Source organism: Streptomyces sp. NPDC046197, from assembly GCF_040646295.1.
Taxonomy (GTDB): Bacteria; Actinomycetota; Actinomycetes; order Streptomycetales; family Streptomycetaceae; genus Streptomyces.
This window is the reverse complement of sequence record NZ_JBEYZY010000005.1, coordinates 66,015-82,218: the sequence shown is the minus strand read 5'-3', so window position 1 is coordinate 82,218 and position 16,204 is coordinate 66,015. Positions and strand designations below refer to the sequence as shown.

Below are 16,204 nucleotides of genomic sequence, written 5' to 3'. Positions count from 1 at the left end.
CGGTGGTCCGATGGTCCGATGGTTGACTCAGTCAGAGGTACCCGTGACCGAGGCTAGACCGGGGCGGGCCGCCCGTCCACGCCCGGCCGTCTACCCCCGGGGCACCCCCGAGGACCCCCGCACCATCAGCTCGCCCCGCACGGTCGCCATCCCCCCGGGCGGCGGCTCCTCGCGGCCCATCGCGATCCGCCCGGCCCGTGCCCCCGCCTCCGCCAGCGGCAGTCGCACCGTCGTCAGGGAGGGCACCGCGTCGAGGCTGAAGGGCAGGTCGTCGAAGCCCGCCACCGACACGTCCTGAGGGATCCGCCGCCCGGACTCCCGCAGCGCGGCGCACGCGCCCAGCGCGACGGAGTCGTTCGCGGCGACGACCGCCGTCAGGGACGGGTCCCGGCGCAGGAGTTCCAGCGCGGCCTCGTAGCCGGACCTGCGGTCGTACCGCCCATACACGGTCCGGGCGGGATCGTCCTCGATCCCCGCCGCCGTCAGTGCCGCGCGGTGTCCCTCCAGACGGTGGCGGGTCGTCGTGCGCTCCTCCGGGCCGGCGATGTAGCCGAGCCGCCGGTGGCCCAGCCCGGTCAGGTGCTCCGTCAGCTGGCGTGCGCCGCCGCGGTTGTCGAAGGCGAGCGCGATCGCCCGGGTGTCCGGGGCCGGCGGCCGCCCGCACAGCACCACGCGCGTCCCGGCGTCCGTCAGCTTGCGCAGCTTGGCCCCGACCGCCGCGGCGTGCGGCGCGTCCTCCACGGCGCCGCCGGTCAGCACGACCGCCGCCGCCCGCTGCCGCTGCAGCAGGGTCAGGTACGTCAGTTCGCGCTCCGGCGAGCCGCCCGTGTTGCAGACGACGGCCAGCCGTTCCCCGCCCGCCCGGCCTCCCGGGCCGCCGATCTCCGACTGGATCGCGCTCGCCATGATCCCGAAGAACGGGTCGGCGATGTCGTTCACCAGGATGCCGACCAGGTCGGAGGTCGCGGCGGCGAGCGAGCTGGCGGGCCCGTTGAGCACGTAGTCCAGCTCGTCGACCGCCTTCAGCACCCGCTCCCGGGTGGCGGCGGCCACGGGGTAGTTCCCGTTCAGTACGCGCGACACCGTCGCGGGCGAGACCTGGGCGCGGGCCGCCACGTCCGCCAGGGTCACCGTCATGTCGTCGTCCTCCGGTCGCGCATCTCGTCGTACGTCCCTCGAACACCGCTCCCCGGCCACCGTCCACGGCCGCGGTGTCGTGCCAGACCTTACGGCTCCCGGCCCCGGTTGTTCGCCTCCTCGAACAACACGGCCCGGACGCGGACTTGTCCCGTCTCTGACCGAAGGTTAGGTTTTTCCCGGGAGAAAGCGCTTGCCCCGCTTGGCTCCGCTTGCCCGGCTTGCTCCACTGGGCACGCATGACCCGGCCCGCTCCCGGCGACCAGGGATCCCACGCGAACACCCGGGTCACGGCGAGGCGCTCGCGGCGCGCGGACGGCGTACCGACGAAGGGACCGGCGGAGGGACCGACGTGACACGCAGGACGGTACGGATCGCCATGAACGGCGTGACCGGACGCATGGGCCACCGCCAGCACCTCGTCCGGTCGATCCTCGCCCTGCGCGAGCAGGGCGGACTGGACCTCGGCGACGGCACCGTGCTGTGGCCGGAACCGGTCCTGGTCGGCCGCCGCGAGCACGCGCTCAGGGCGCTTGCCGAACGGCACGGCCTGGAGCACTTCTCGACCGACCTGGACGAGGTCCTCGCCGACCCGGCCGTCGCCGTCTACTTCGACGCGCAGATCACCTCCGCCCGTGAGCAGGCGCTGAAGAAGGCGATCGCCGCGCGCAAGCACGTCTACACCGAGAAGCCCACCGCGACCGGGCTGGCCGGCGCACTGGACCTCGCCCGGCTGGCCACCGAGGCCGGCATCAGGCACGGAGTGGTCCAGGACAAGATCTTCCTGCCGGGTCTGCTCAAGCTGAAGCGGCTCGTCGACGGTGGGTTCTTCGGCCGGATCCTGTCCGTCCGGGGCGAGTTCGGCTACTGGGTCTTCGAGGGCGACTGGCAGGCCGCCCAGCGCCCCTCCTGGAACTACCGCGCCGAGGACGGCGGCGGCATCGTCGCCGACATGTTCCCGCACTGGGAATACGTGCTCCACGAACTGTTCGGCCGGGTCACCTCCGTCCAGGCCCTGGCCACCACGCACATCCCGCGGCGCTGGGACGAGCGGGGAAAGCCCTACGACGCCACCGCCGACGACGCCGCCTACGGCATCTTCGAGCTCGAAGGCGGCGCCGTCGCCCAGATCAACTCCTCCTGGGCGGTCAGGGTCGACCGGGACGAACTCGTCGAGTTCCAGGTCGACGGGACACACGGGTCGGCGGTCGCGGGGCTGCGCGGGTGCCGCGTCCAGCACCGCTCCGCCACCCCCAGGCCGGTGTGGAACCCCGATGTCCCCGCCACGCAGGCCTTCCGCGACCAGTGGCAGGAAGTGCCGGACAACGGTGGGTTCGGCAACGGCTTCAAGGCCCAGTGGGAGATGTTCCTCAAGCACGTCTACGCCGACGCCCCCTACCACTGGGACCTGCTCGCCGGCGCCCGCGGCGTCCAGCTCGCCGAGCTGGGCCTGAAGTCCTCGGCGGAAGGCCGCCGTATCGACGTACCGGAGATCTCCCCGTGACCCTCCATCTGCCGGACGAACACGGCCGGTTGCGCGCCCACGAGCCCACCACCGAGCCGCTCGCGCCCACCCCGGGCACCCCCTTCACCTCCCGCACGGTCTTCGCGGCCGCCCACGTCGTCGCAGACCCGTACGCGGACGTGTCCCCCGACTCGCCCGCCGCCGTGGACTGGGACGCCACCCTCGCCTTCCGCCGCCACCTGTGGTCGCACGGGCTGGGTGTCGCCGAGGCCATGGACACCGCCCAGCGCGGCATGGGCCTGGACTGGGCCGGCGCGGCCGAGCTGATCCGGCGCAGTGCCGCCGAGGCGAAGGCGGTCGGCGGCCGTATCGCCTGCGGCGTCGGCACCGACCAGATCACCGCCGGGTCCCTCGCCGGGATCCGCGCCGCCTACGAGGAGCAGCTCGCCGTGGTGGAGGAGGCCGGTGCCCAGGCGATCCTGATGGCCTCCCGCGCCCTGGCGGCCACCGCCCGCGGCCCCGAGGACTACCTGGAGGTCTACGGCCCTCTGCTCCGCCAGGCGTCCGCCCCGGTGATCCTGCACTGGCTCGGCCCGGTGTTCGACCCGGCGCTGGAGGGCTACTGGGGGTCCACCGACCTCGACGCGGCCACCGGCACCTTCCTGCAGGTCGTCGCCGCGCACCCCGGCAAGGTCGACGGCGTCAAGATCTCCCTCCTGGACGCCCGGCGGGAGATCGACCTCCGTCGCCGTCTCCCCCAGGGGGTGCGCTGCTACACCGGCGACGACTTCCACTACCCCGAGCTGATCGCGGGGGACGAGAAGGGTTTCAGCCATGCGCTGCTCGGCGTCTTCGACCCGCTCGGCCCGCTGGCGGCGGAGGCGGTCCGGGCCCTCGACACGGGCGACCCGACCCGCTTCGGCGAACTCCTGGATCCGACCGTCGAGTTGTCACGCCTCCTCTTTCAGGCCCCGACCCGTTACTACAAGACGGGTGTGGTCTTCCTGGCCTGGCTTGCGGGCCACCAGGCGCACTTCACGATGGTCGGCGGCCTCCAGTCGGCCCGCTCGCTGCCACACCTCGCGCGCGCCTACGAACTCGCCGACGGCCTGGGCCTGTTCCCGGACCCGAGGCTCGCGGAGGAACGCATGAAGAACCTGCTGTCGCTGTACGGGGTGGACCAGTGAGCTCGGCCGGAGACCTCTCGCGCTTCTCCGTCAACCAGATGACGGTCAGGCAGCTGTCCCTGCCCGAGCTGGTCGAGGCCTGCGCCGAGCTGGGCGTGGCCCTTGTCGGCCTGTGGCGGGAGCCCGTGCGGGCGTACGGTCCGGAGGCGACGGCCGAGCTGGTCCGTGACGCGGGCCTGGCCGTGACGACACTGTGCCGGGGCGGCTTCCTCACCGCGACCGACCCCGGGGCGCGAGCCGCCGCGCTGGCCGACAACCGCCGGGCCGTCGAGGAGGCGGCCGCGCTCGGCACGCAGACCCTGGTGCTGGTCTCGGGCGGCCTCCCGGCCGGCTCCAAGGACCTGCACGGCGCCCGTGAGCGCATCGCGGACGCCCTGGCGGAGCTGGGCCCGTACGCCGAGTCGCACGGCGTACGCCTGGCCATCGAGCCCCTGCACCCCATGTACGCCTCCGACCGCTGCGTGGTCTCCACCCTCGCCCAGGCCATGGACCTCGCGGAACGCTTCCCCGCCCGGCAGGTCGGCGTCGCGGTGGACACGTACCACGTCTGGTGGGACGACACGGCCCCCGAGCAGATCGCCCGCGCGGGTGCCTCGGGCCGCCTGCACGCCTCCAGCTCGCCGACTGGACCACTCCGTTGCCCGAGGGCGTCCTGAACGGCCGGGGCCAGATCGGGGACGGGGCGATCGACATGCGGGAGTGGAAGGGGTACGTGGAGGCGGCCGGGTACACCGGGCCGATCGAAGTGGAGCTGTTCAACGAGGAGCTGTGGGCCAGGGACGGGCGGGAGGTGCTGGCGGAGACGACGGCCCGCTTCGTGGAACACGTGGTCCCCTGAGTGCGTGAGCGGGTCCCTCGCGCCGGTCGCCACCCCCCACTGTCGGTGCGCGCCGGTACCGTCGGATCATGTCCAATCAGGCGGGGAGTTCCCCCGGGGCGGGGAACGGCGAACGGCGACCGGCCGTGCTCGAAGGCGTGCTGGAGCGGATCACGTACGCCAACGAGGAGAACGGGTACACGGTCGCCCGCGTCGACACCGGCCGGGGCGGCGGCGACCTCCTCACGGTCGTCGGGGCGCTCCTCGGCGCCCAGGTCGGCGAATCCCTCCGCATGGAGGGGCGATGGGGCTCGCACCCGCAGTACGGCAAGCAGTTCACCGTCGAGAACTACACCACCGTCCTGCCGGCCACCGTCCAGGGCATCCGCCGCTACCTCGGCTCCGGCCTGGTCAAGGGCATCGGCCCGGTCTTCGCCGACCGCATCACCCAGCACTTCGGGCTGGACACCCTGAAGATCATCGAGGAGGAGCCCGAGCGGCTCATCGAGGTACCCGGCCTCGGCCCCAAGCGCACCAGGAAGATCGCCGACGCCTGGGAGGAGCAGAAGGCCATCAAGGAGGTCATGCTCTTCCTCCAGACCGTCGAGGTGTCGACGTCGATCGCGGTGCGTATCTACAAGAAGTACGGCGACGCGTCGATCTCGGTGGTGAAGAACCAGCCCTACCGGCTGGCCGCCGACGTCTGGGGCATCGGCTTCCTCACCGCCGACAAGATCGCCCAGTCCGTCGGCATCCCGCACGACAGCCCGGAGCGCGTCAAGGCGGGCCTGCAGTACGCGCTGTCGCAGTCCACCGACCAGGGTCACTGCTTCCTGCCGGAGGAACGGCTGATCGCGGACGCCGTCAAGCTCCTCCAGGTCGACACCGGGCTCGTCATCGAGTGCCTCGGCGAACTCGCCGAGCCCCGGGAGGACGGCGAGGAGCCCGGTGTCGTCCGGGAGAAGGTGCCCGGCCCGGACGGAGGGGACCCGGTCACCGCCGTCTACCTGGTCCCCTTCCACCGCGCCGAACTCTCCCTGGCCGCCCAGCTGATGCGCCTGCTGCGCACGGACGCCGACCGCATGCCGTCCTTCCGGCAGGTGGCCTGGGACAGGGCACTGGGCTGGCTCAGGAGCGGTACGGGGGCCGGCCTCGCACCCGAGCAGGAGGCGGCCGTGAAGCTGGCGCTCACCGAGAAGGTGGCCGTCCTGACCGGCGGTCCCGGCTGCGGCAAGTCCTTCACCGTGCGGTCGATCGTGGAGCTGGCCCGCGCCAAGAAGGCGAAGGTCGTGCTCGCCGCGCCCACCGGACGCGCCGCCAAACGGCTCGCCGAGCTGACCGGCGCCGAGGCCTCCACCGTCCACCGGCTGCTGGAGCTCAAGCCCGGCGGGGACGCGGCGTACGACCGGGACCGCCCCCTGGACGCCGACCTGGTGGTCGTGGACGAGGCGTCCATGCTGGACCTGCTGCTCGCCAACAAGCTGGTCAAGGCCGTACCTCCGGGTGCGCACCTGCTCTTCGTCGGCGACGTGGACCAACTGCCCAGCGTCGGCGCCGGCGAGGTCCTGCGGGACCTGCTGGCCGCCGGCAGCCCGATCCCCGCCGTGCGCCTGACGCGCGTGTTCCGCCAGGCCCAGCAGTCGGGCGTGGTGACCAACGCGCACCGGATCAACGCGGGTCAGCACCCGGTCACCGACGGCATGAAGGACTTCTTCGTCTTCGTCGAGGACGACACGGAGGAGGCGGGCCGGCTCACCGTGGACGTGGCCGCCCGGCGGATCCCGGCCCGGTTCGGGCTCGACCCGCGCCGGGACGTCCAGGTGCTCGCGCCGATGCACCGCGGACCGGCGGGCGCCGGCACGCTCAACGGCCTGCTCCAGCAGGCCATCACCCCTGGACGGCCCGACCTGCCGGAGAAGCGGTTCGGCGGCCGGGTCTTCCGCGTCGGCGACAAGGTCACCCAGGTTCGCAACAATTACGAGAAGGGGAAGAACGGTGTCTTCAACGGCACCGTGGGCGTGGTCACCTCGCTGGACCCGGTCGACCAGCGCCTGACGGTGCTGACGGACGAGGACGAGGAGGTTCCGTACGAATTCGACGAACTGGACGAACTGGCACACGCGTACGCGGTGACCATCCACCGCTCCCAGGGCAGCGAGTATCCGGCCGTGGTGATCCCGGTCACTACCGGCGCCTGGATGATGCTTCAGCGGAACCTGCTGTACACGGCGGTGACCCGCGCCAGGAAACTGGTCGTCCTCGTCGGTTCACGCAAAGCGATCGGTCAGGCGGTGCGCACGGTGTCGGCGGGACGGCGCTGCACGGCCCTCGATTTCCGCCTCGCGGCCCCCTGACCTCGCCCGCCGGTCCGCCATCACGAAAAATGATCGATCAAACGAGTCACAAAGGTCACACGGCACTTCCGGATGCCGGATCCAGGGGGCAGGATGAGCAGGTTGACGGCACTGAGTGCCGCCGATAGGCCCAATGGTCGACCCCGAGTGCACTCTCCTGAGCCAAATGGGGGATGGTAGAGACAGTCAGGGCACCTCGAAGATGAGGCACTACGTCGGTGAGGGAAGACGTGAGCGACAACTCTGTAGTACTGCGGTACGACGGCAGCGAGTACACCTACCCGGTGATCGACAGCACCGTCGGCGACAAGGGCTTCGACATCGGGAAGCTCCGCGCCCAGACCGGTCTCGTGACCTTGGACAGCGGCTACGGCAACACGGCCGCCTACAAATCCGCCGTCACCTACCTCGACGGCGAGCAGGGCATTCTCCGGTACCGCGGCTACCCCATCGAGCAGCTGGCCGAGCGCTCCACCTTCCTGGAGGTGGCCTACCTGCTGATCAACGGTGAGCTGCCGACCGTCGACGAGCTCACCGCCTTCAAGAACGACATCACTCAGCACACCCTCCTGCACGAGGACGTCAAGAACTTCTACAAGGGCTTCCCGCGCGACGCCCACCCGATGGCGATGCTCTCGTCCGTCGTCTCGGCGCTGTCGACCTTCTACCAGGACAGCCACAACCCGTTCGACGACAAGCAGCGCAACCTCTCCACCATCCGCCTGCTCGCCAAGCTCCCGACGATCGCGGCGTACGCGTACAAGAAGTCGATCGGCCACCCGTTCGTCTACCCGCGCAACGACCTGTCCTACGTCGAGAACTTCCTGCGCATGACCTTCTCGGTCCCGGCCCAGGAGTACGACCTGGACCCGGTCGTCGTCTCCGCGCTGGACAAGCTGCTGATCCTGCACGCCGACCACGAGCAGAACTGCTCGACCTCCACGGTCCGCCTGGTGGGCTCCTCGCAGGCCAACATGTTCGCCTCCATCTCGGCCGGCATCAACGCGCTGTGGGGCCCGCTGCACGGCGGCGCCAACCAGTCCGTCCTGGAGATGCTGGAGGGCATCCGGGACTCCGGATCCGACGTCGACACCTTCATCCGCAAGGTGAAGAACAAGGAGGACGGCGTCCGTCTGATGGGCTTCGGCCACCGGGTCTACAAGAACTTCGACCCGCGTGCCAAGATCATCAAGGCAGCCGCGCACGACGTGCTCTCGGCGCTGGGCAAGGAGGACGAGCTCCTCGACATCGCCCTGAAGCTGGAGGAGCACGCGCTGTCCGACAGCTACTTCGTCGAGCGCAAGCTGTACCCGAACGTCGACTTCTACACCGGCCTCATCTACCGGGCCATGGGCTTCCCGACCGAGATGTTCACGGTCCTGTTCGCCCTCGGCCGCCTGCCGGGCTGGATCGCCCAGTGGCAGGAAATGATCAAGGAGCCGGGCTCCCGTATCGGCCGTCCGCGCCAGATCTACACGGGCGTGGTCGAGCGCGACTTCGTTCCCGTCGAGGAGCGCTGAGCAGTAGCGTCCGCGGGCTCCGTACCTGTGCGGTCGGTGCGGGGCCGCGTAGACGGCGGCATCACTGACGTGTGCCGGCATGCGGAAACGTGTGCGCCGTATGCGGAAACGTGCGTATGCGGAAAAGCGGAAGGCGCCCTGATGCACCGGTCCCCCCACGGGCCGGCGACCAGGGCGCCTTCCCATGTCCCGGTGCGGATTCCCCCCACGGGATCCGGCCGGGCGTCTGTGAGACCAGCGCCTGAATCGCTGTGAGCAGAACGAGCAGAACTCGTCCCACCTCTACTGCTGTGCGGTCTGCCGGGACAGCGCACGCTCGGGAGGGCCGCTCAAAGCTTCCCGGTGTACGTGTCCCGGCAACGCTCCCCCAAGCTCTCAACTCCGTTCGAGCAGGGAGTACCCCATCTGAGGAAGTCCCCCAAGACATCCTCAGATGCCAGTCGGCGCCCCCCAAGACGCCGTCCTGACATCGCCAACTTAGACCTTCGAACCCCTTCGATGGTTACGTTCACATCACTGTGATCTGCGTCTCTTGCATATGTCCGTTAGATGCGCAAGAGCCCCGATATGGCGATCGGGACCCAAGCGTAAGGATGATGCGCGAGCCTTGTGAAGAGCTTATGTGAGGTGGGCGTCCGACTCCAGGGGGTCTGGGGCGCCTGGTTCAGCGAAAAGTCCGCAGCCGAAGGCTGTTCGTCACCACGAACACCGAGGAGAACGCCATCGCCGCCCCCGCGATCATGGGGTTCAGCAGTCCGGCGGCGGCCAGCGGCAGTGCGGCCACGTTGTAACCGAAGGCCCACACCAGGTTGCCCTTGATCGTGGCCAGGGTCCGCCGGGAGAGCCGGATGGCGTCGGCGGCCACCCGCAGGTCCCCGCGCACCAGCGTCAGGTCGCCCGCCTCGATCGCGGCGTCCGTGCCGGTCCCCATCGCCAGACCCAGATCGGCGGTGGCGAGCGCGGCCGCGTCGTTGACCCCGTCGCCGACCATGGCCACGGTCCGTCCCTCGGCCTGCAGCCGCCTGACGGCGTCGACCTTCTGCTCCGGCAGCACCTCGGCCAGCACATCGCCGGGGTCGATCCCGACGGCCCGCGCGACGGCCTCGGCGACCGCCCGGTTGTCGCCGGTCAGCAGCACGGGACGCAGACCCAGGGCCCGCAGCTGCCGTACCGCCTCCGGGCTGCTCTCCTTCACGGCGTCCGCCACGGCGATGACACCCCGTGCCACCCCGTCCCAGGCGACCACGACGGCCGTGTGACCGTTCTGCTCGGCCGTCCGGCGGGCCAGGGACACCCCGGCCGGGAGCTCGGGGGCCGGGCCGGCGGTGGCGGCGGTGACGGCGGTGGTATCCAGGAGTCGACCCACGGACACCTCGTGGCCCTCCACACGCCCGCGTACGCCCCGGCCGGGGACGTTCTCGAAGTGCTCGACCGCGGGCAGCGGGCCGAGCCGCTCCGCGGCGCCGGCGGCGATCGCCCGGGCGACCGGGTGCTCGGAGGCGTGTTCCAGGGCGCCCGCGAGCCGCAGTACCTGCTTCTCGTCGGTGCCCTCGGTGGCGTACACCTCCTGGAGGGTCATCCGGCCGGTGGTGACCGTCCCCGTCTTGTCCAGGACGACGGTGTCGACGCGGCGGGTCGACTCCAGTACCTCGGGGCCCTTGATGAGGATGCCGAGCTGGGCGCCCCTGCCGGTGCCGACCATCAGCGCGGTCGGTGTGGCCAGACCCAGCGCGCACGGGCAGGCGATGATCAGCACGGCGACGGCGGCGGTGAACGCGGCGGTCACGTCCCCGGTGACGGACAGCCAGGTCAGCAGTGTGCCGAGTGCGATGAGGATGACCACCGGCACGAAGACCGCCGAGATCCGGTCGGCCAGCCGCTGCACCTGCGCCTTGCCGTTCTGCGCGTCCTCGACCAGTTTCGCCATCCGGGCGAGCTGCGTGTCCGCGCCGACCCGGGTGGCCTCCACCACGAGCCGGCCACCGGCGTTCACGGTGGCACCGGTGACCGCGTCGCCCACGCCCACGTCGACCGGTACCGACTCGCCGGTCAGCATCGAGGCGTCGACCGCCGAGCCGCCCTCGACGACCGTGCCGTCGGTGGCGATCTTCTCGCCCGGGCGTACGACGAAGCGGTCGCCGACGGTCAGCGCGGCCACCGGGACGCGCACCTCGCGCCCTTCCCGCAGCACGGAGACGTCCTTCGCGCCCAGCTCCAGCAGCGCGCGCAGCGCGGCACCCGCCCGGCGCTTGGACCGGGCCTCCAGGTAGCGGCCGAGCAGGATCAGGGCGACGACTCCGGCGGCCACCTCCAGGTAGATCGTCGACGCGCCGTCCATACGGGAGACGGTGAGGCGGAACTCGTCGTGCATGCCGGGCATGCCCGCGTCGCCGAGGAACAGCGCCCACAGCGACCAGCCGAACGCGGCCAGCGTGCCGACCGAGACGAGGGTGTCCATGGTGGCGGCACCGTGCCGGGCGTTGGTGAGGGCAGCCCGGTGGAAGGGCAGGCCGCCCCAGACGACGACGGGGGCCGCGAGGGTGAGCGAGAGCCACTGCCAGTTGTCGAACTGCAGGGCCGGGACCATGGCGAACAGCGCGACGGGGACGGCGAGGAGCGCACAGACGAGCAGGCGCTGACGGAGGGACGCGAGCTCCGGATCGGCGGGCGCCTGCTCCTCGGCCGGCGCCTGGGGTTGCGGCTGCGGCGCCGGGGGTTCCTCGGCGGTGTAACCCGTCCGCTCCACGGTGGCGATCAGGTCGGCGACGGCGATCCCCGCGGTGTAGGTGACTTTCGCCTTCTCCGTCGCGAGGTTCACCGTGGCGCTGACGCCGTCCATGCGGTTGAGCTTCTTCTCGACGCGGGCCGCGCAGGAGGCGCAGGTCATTCCGCCGATGAGCAGCTCGACCTCGGAGACGTCCGACGGAGAGGTTATGACGGGTTCCGTGATGGTACGGGTGGTCATGTCCTGACTCCAGAGGGCGGACCGGGGATTTCTCAGACCGTGCCGACGAGCTCGAAGCCGGCCTCGTCCACCGCGGCGCGGACCGCCTCCTCGTCGAGCGGGGCGGCGGAGACGACCGTGACCTCGCCGGTCGAGGCGACGGCCTTGACGGAGCTGACGCCGGGGAGCGCGGAGAGCTCGGCGGAGACGGAACCCTCGCAGTGGCCGCAGCTCATCCCGCTCACCTTGTAGGAGGTGGTGACGGTCTGCGGGGTACCGGTCTGAGCGGTCATGTCGTAACTCCTCGTCGAGACGTGTGGGGTCGACGTGGCCCAGGAGGGGGTCACGCCATTGACACTATACCCCTAGGGGGTATTTCTCAAAGAGGTGGCCGACGGAGTGGCGGCCCGGTCGGCCACCAGTGGCTGCAGGTAGCGGACCAGGACGTCCTTGATCTCCTGGACGTATGCGTCGCGCTCGGCGCCCTCGTGGCCGAGGACCAGTTCCAGGCCGGCCTTGTACACGCTCAGGCACACGTGCGCCGTGCGGGTGATGTCGGCCGCCGGGGTGTCCGGCATGAACGACGAGAGCAGGAACTCGACCCGGGACAGCAGGGTCGCGTGCAGGGCGTCGTGCTCCTCGGCGATCCGCCCCGGGATGTCGGGGCCGTGCATCAGGGTGAAGAAGACCGGGTGCCGGCGGCTGAAGTCGACGAAGCGGTCCACGGCGGTGCCCACGGCCTCCTCGAGCGGGGTCGCGGGGTCGACGGGCGCGAGTGCCTCCCCGTAGGTCTCGCGCATCTCGTGCACGAGCCGGTCGCCCAGCTCGATCGCGATGGCCTCCTTGTTGGGGAAGAACTGGTACAGCGTGCCCGGTGAGACGCCTGCCTCCCGGGCGATGGCGTTCGTGCTGGCGGCGGTGTAACCGGTGGCGCAGAAGACGGAGGCGGCGGCCTCCAGCAGCTGGGCGATCCGCCGCTCGCCGCGGGCCTGCCTGCGGCGCAGCCGCTCGCCCCCCGCCGGGTCCTTCCCGGGCTTCTCGGTCTGGTCGGGCACGAGTCATCCCCAGCTTTCCGCACACGATTGACAAACACGAGCGGTCGCTCGCATTCTTGTGAAACGCGAGCGATCTCTCGTGTTTGCCACTTTACTTGGCAATGGCAGACCCATGCTGCCTGCCTGTCAGCGCAAGGGCACGGGTCGAGGTGAAGTCGAGGTGAAGGGGGACACCGCAGGATGACCGGAGTCAATGAGCCGCCGGAGCGTGGGGGCGCGGCGCCGCGCGGGGAGGGCGGACCGACGCGGGCCGGGGGCGATCGGGCTTCCGGCGGCGCACCGCCCGGTGCGGGCGCACCGCCCAGCACGAGGGCTGCGGTGCGCGCAGGCGGCTGGACCCGCTTCGTCACCGCCCGGCCCCGCCTCTCGCTGCTGACCGCCCTCGTGCTGACCCTGCTCGCCGTGCTGGCGGGCAGCGGTGTCGCCGACCGGCTGGGCAGCGGCGGCTGGGAGGACCCGGCCGCCGAGTCGACGTACGCGACGAAGGCCCTGGAGCGCGAGTTCCCCGCCTCCCAGCCCAACCTGCTGCTCCTGGTCGACGCGGGCCGCTCCTCGGTGGCGGACCCGGCGGTGGCCGCCGAGGCCAAGCGGCTGGCCGCCCGCCTGGCCACCGAGAAGGGCGTCACCGGAGTCGGCTCCTACTGGCAGTCGGGCGCACCGGCCCTGCGCGCCCGGGACGGGCACGAGGCACTGATCGCCGCCCGCATCACGGGCGACGAGACGGCGATGGGCCGGACCCTGGACCGCATAGCGCCTTCCTACCGGGGCGCGCACGGACCCGTGAGGGTCAGGGTCGGCGGCCCGGTCGCCGTGCGGCACGAGATGCAGACGATCATCCGCGAGGACCTGACTCGGGCCGAGCTGATCGCGTTGCCGGTGACGCTCGTCCTCCTGGTCATGGTCTTCGGCAGTGCCGTGGCCGCCCTGCTGCCGCTCGGCATCGGCATCGTCGCGATCCTCGGCACCAACGCGGTGCTGCGCGGCCTGACGGAGTTCACCGACGTCTCCGTCTTCGCGATGAACCTCACCACGGCCCTCGGCCTCGGCCTCGCCATCGACTACGCCCTGTTCATCGTGCGCCGCTTCCGAGAGGAACTGTCCACGGTCGCCGACCCGTTGACCGCCGTCGGTACGACCCTGCGCACCGCCGGGCGCACCGTGCTCTTCTCCGCCCTCACGGTCGCCGTGTCGCTGGCGGCGATGCTCCTCTTCCCGCAGTACTTCCTGCGGTCCTTCGCCTACGCGGGCATGGCGGTCGTGCTGCTGGCGGCCGCCGCGGCCCTCGTCCTGCTCCCGGCGGCCCTGATGCTGCTCGGCCACCGGGTGAACTCCCTGGACCTGCGCCGGCTGTTCCGCCGCGGCCGGCAGCCGGGGGCCACCCGCGACCAGGGCACGGCCTGGGCCCGCATGGCGACGCTGGTGATGCGCCGCGCCCCGATCTTCGCGCTGGCCACCACCGCCGTCCTCGTGCTGCTCGGGCTTCCCTTCCTGGGTGTGAAGTTCGGCACCGCGGACGACCGCCAGCTGCCGTCCACGGCCGAGTCCCACGTGGTGCAGCAGCACATACGCGAGGGCTTCCCGGGCAGCCCCGGCGGCGGCCTGGAGGTGCTCGCCGAGGGCCGGGCCACCCGGGAGCAGTACGCCGCGTACAAGGAGCGTGTCGCCGCGCTGCCCCAGGTGCTGCGGGTCGACGGCCCCCTGGTGAAGGGCGACTCGGCGTACTTCACGGTCCTGCCCAGGGGAGAGGCCGTGGGCGACGCCGCCCAGGGTCTGGTGCGCGAACTGCGCTCCACGGACGTCCCCTTCACCACCAAGGTGACCGGCACGGCGGCCGTCCTGGTCGATTCCAAGCACGCGATCGCCGAGCAGCTGCCCTGGGCGGCGGTGTTCATCGCGGTCGTCACGCTGCTGCTGGTCTTCCTGCTGACGGGCAGCGTGCTGATACCGATCCAGGCGGTGCTGCTCAACGCGCTCAGCCTGACAGCCATGTTCGGGGCGGTGGTGTGGGTGTTCCAGGACGGACACCTCTCCGGCCCGCTCGGCTTCACCAGCCCCGGCTCCATCGAGACGACCCTGCCGGTCCTGATGTTCTGCGTGGCCTTCGGCCTCTCCATGGACTACGGCGTGTTCCTGCTGTCCCGCATCAAGGAGGAGTACGACCACCACGGCGACCACCGCGAGGCGGTCCGTCACGGACTGCAGCGCACCGGCGGCCTGATCACCGCGGCCGCGGTGATCCTCGCGGTGGTGATGGTCGCGATCGGCACATCGCGGGTGACCAACACCAAGATGCTCGGTCTCGGCATCGCCCTGGCGGTCCTGATGGACGCGATGATCGTCCGCAGCCTCCTGGTTCCCGCGGTCATGCGCCTGACCGGACACGCCACCTGGTGGGCACCGGCCCCGTTGCGCCGCTTCCACGCCCGGTTCGGACTGAGCGAAGGGGAGCCACGGCCGGCCGGCGGGAGCCACGAGGACGGGGAACGGCAAGGACGGGAGACGCCGGGCGAGGCGCCGGGGGAGCCCGAGGAGTCCGGCAGTGCCGGGGAGCCGGAGCAGCCGGAGCGGACGGGGCAGCCGGGGCAGCCGGGGCGGACGGGGGAGCGGGACGAGGCGAGGACACGAGGCTAGTCATCCGGTCCTCCTCTTCCTCCGGCTCTTCCTTTGGCTCTTCCATTGGCCGCACGGCAGGGGATACCCCTGAGAGTGAGCGGTCGGTCAGCGGATGCGGTGCGGAAGGGAGTGGGCCATGGGTGAGGAACGGTCAGAGGCCGGATGGCAGGTGGACGGGCGCTGCATGAACTGCGACGTCGCCCGGCAGCTTGCCCCCGGCCTGATCGGTGAGGCCGGCGGCCGCTCGGTCGTCCTGCGCCAGCCGCGCAGCCACACCGAGGTCCGGCAGCTCCATGCCGCCGCGCATGCCTGCCCCACCCGGTCGATCCGTCCCCCGGACGGACGGCCGGATGCCGCACTGGACCCCTTCCCGATGGCCCTGGACGACACCGTGCACCTGTGCGGACACAACTCCCCGCACACCGCAGGGGCCAACTCCTACCTCCTGCGCCGCCCCGACGGCACCGCGATGATGGTGGACACACCGCGCTGGAGCACTTCGCTGGCCGCCCGCCACGAGGCGCTGGGCCCCGTCACCGACGTCCTGCTCACCCACCGCGACCACGCGGCGCACGGCCGCCGCTACGCCGACCGCTTCGGCGCCCGGCTGTGGATCCACGAGGGTGACCTGGATGCCGCCCCGGACGCCGACCGTGTGCTCCGTGGCACCGACCCGGCGGAGATCGCCGAAGGCGTGATCGCCTTCCCGCTTCCCGGCCACACCCGAGGCAGCGTGCTCTACCTCGCGGACGAGCGGTACTGCTTCAGCGGTGACAGCTTCTACTGGTCGCGCACGACAGCCGACATCGAGGTGGCCGACAGCGTCACCTGGTACTCCATCAGCGAGCTGGCCGCCTCCCTGGCGCGGACCGCCGACCGGCTGCGCTTCGAGTGGCTGCTGCCGGGCCACGGCGACCGCCGACGCCTTCCCGCCGACGACATGGCCCGGCGGCTGCGGCGCCTGACGGCGCGCACCCGTGAACTCCGGCCCCGCCCCGTCGACTTCACCGCGATGCGCTGGTGACGCACTGCCCGCGCCATGGAGGCACGCTCCCGCTCCAGGAGCCGGCCGGACGCCGACGGCGCGCCATCGCCCGGGCCCGCCCCGGCCA

10 protein-coding genes and 1 pseudogene are annotated in these 16,204 nt (G+C 71.4%); 7 read left to right on the top strand and 4 right to left on the bottom strand.

Going from position 1 to position 16,204, the window contains the following annotated elements:
- Positions 1-90 precede the first annotated feature (90 nt).
- Entirely contained in the window at positions 91-1,137 is a 1,047-nt protein-coding gene (locus tag AB0A61_RS09050) for a LacI family DNA-binding transcriptional regulator (RefSeq protein ID WP_361288493.1), read from the bottom strand.
- Positions 1,138-1,489: 352 nt separating this feature from the next.
- Here AB0A61_RS09050 and AB0A61_RS09045 point away from each other — a divergent pair, with 352 nt between their 5' ends.
- From AB0A61_RS09045 to AB0A61_RS09025, 5 genes and pseudogenes are all read left to right on the top strand, one after another.
- Positions 1,490-2,641, top strand: a complete 1,152-nt coding sequence (locus AB0A61_RS09045) for a Gfo/Idh/MocA family oxidoreductase (protein WP_361288491.1) — start codon at positions 1,490-1,492, stop codon at positions 2,639-2,641.
- The gene (locus AB0A61_RS09040; protein WP_361288488.1) at positions 2,638-3,789 is read left to right on the top strand and encodes a dihydrodipicolinate synthase family protein; all 1,152 of its coding nucleotides are present in this window, start codon (positions 2,638-2,640) and stop codon (positions 3,787-3,789) included. The genes AB0A61_RS09045 and AB0A61_RS09040 overlap by 4 nt, the downstream gene beginning before the upstream one ends.
- A 38-nt stretch (positions 3,790-3,827) precedes the next feature.
- A pseudogene (locus tag AB0A61_RS09035) lies at positions 3,828-4,627 on the top strand (sugar phosphate isomerase/epimerase family protein).
- A 68-nt stretch (positions 4,628-4,695) separates the two neighbouring features.
- Positions 4,696-6,960 (top strand): ATP-dependent RecD-like DNA helicase, encoded by a 2,265-nt coding sequence (locus AB0A61_RS09030; RefSeq protein WP_361288485.1) that lies wholly within the window; start codon positions 4,696-4,698, stop codon positions 6,958-6,960.
- A gap of 230 nt (positions 6,961-7,190) precedes the next feature.
- Entirely contained in the window at positions 7,191-8,480 is a 1,290-nt protein-coding gene (locus AB0A61_RS09025) for a citrate synthase (protein WP_361288482.1), read from the top strand.
- Positions 8,481-9,144: 664 nt separating this feature from the next.
- Here the strand turns inward: AB0A61_RS09025 and AB0A61_RS09020 are convergent.
- The 3 genes from AB0A61_RS09020 to AB0A61_RS09010 form a co-directional block, all read right to left on the bottom strand.
- Positions 9,145-11,445 carry a heavy metal translocating P-type ATPase gene (locus AB0A61_RS09020; protein ID WP_361288479.1) on the bottom strand — a complete coding sequence of 767 codons (2,301 nt, stop codon included), beginning with the start codon at positions 11,443-11,445 and terminating at the stop codon, positions 9,145-9,147.
- Between the two features lie 32 nt (positions 11,446-11,477).
- Positions 11,478-11,717 carry a heavy-metal-associated domain-containing protein gene (locus AB0A61_RS09015; protein WP_361288476.1) on the bottom strand — a complete coding sequence of 80 codons (240 nt, stop codon included), beginning with the start codon at positions 11,715-11,717 and terminating at the stop codon, positions 11,478-11,480.
- Positions 11,718-11,789: 72 nt separating this feature from the next.
- Positions 11,790-12,479: a TetR/AcrR family transcriptional regulator gene (locus AB0A61_RS09010; protein WP_361288473.1), complete on the bottom strand. Its 690-nt coding sequence runs from the start codon at positions 12,477-12,479 to the stop codon at positions 11,790-11,792.
- Positions 12,480-12,659: 180 nt separating this feature from the next.
- Between AB0A61_RS09010 and AB0A61_RS09005 the strand changes: the two genes are divergently transcribed.
- The gene (locus tag AB0A61_RS09005; protein WP_361288470.1) at positions 12,660-15,110 is read left to right on the top strand and encodes an MMPL family transporter; all 2,451 of its coding nucleotides are present in this window, start codon (positions 12,660-12,662) and stop codon (positions 15,108-15,110) included.
- A 118-nt stretch (positions 15,111-15,228) separates the two neighbouring features.
- A complete protein-coding gene (locus AB0A61_RS09000; RefSeq protein ID WP_361288467.1) occupies positions 15,229-16,116 on the top strand; it encodes an MBL fold metallo-hydrolase in 888 nt (295 codons plus the stop codon).
- The last annotated feature ends 88 nt before the right edge of the window (positions 16,117-16,204 follow it).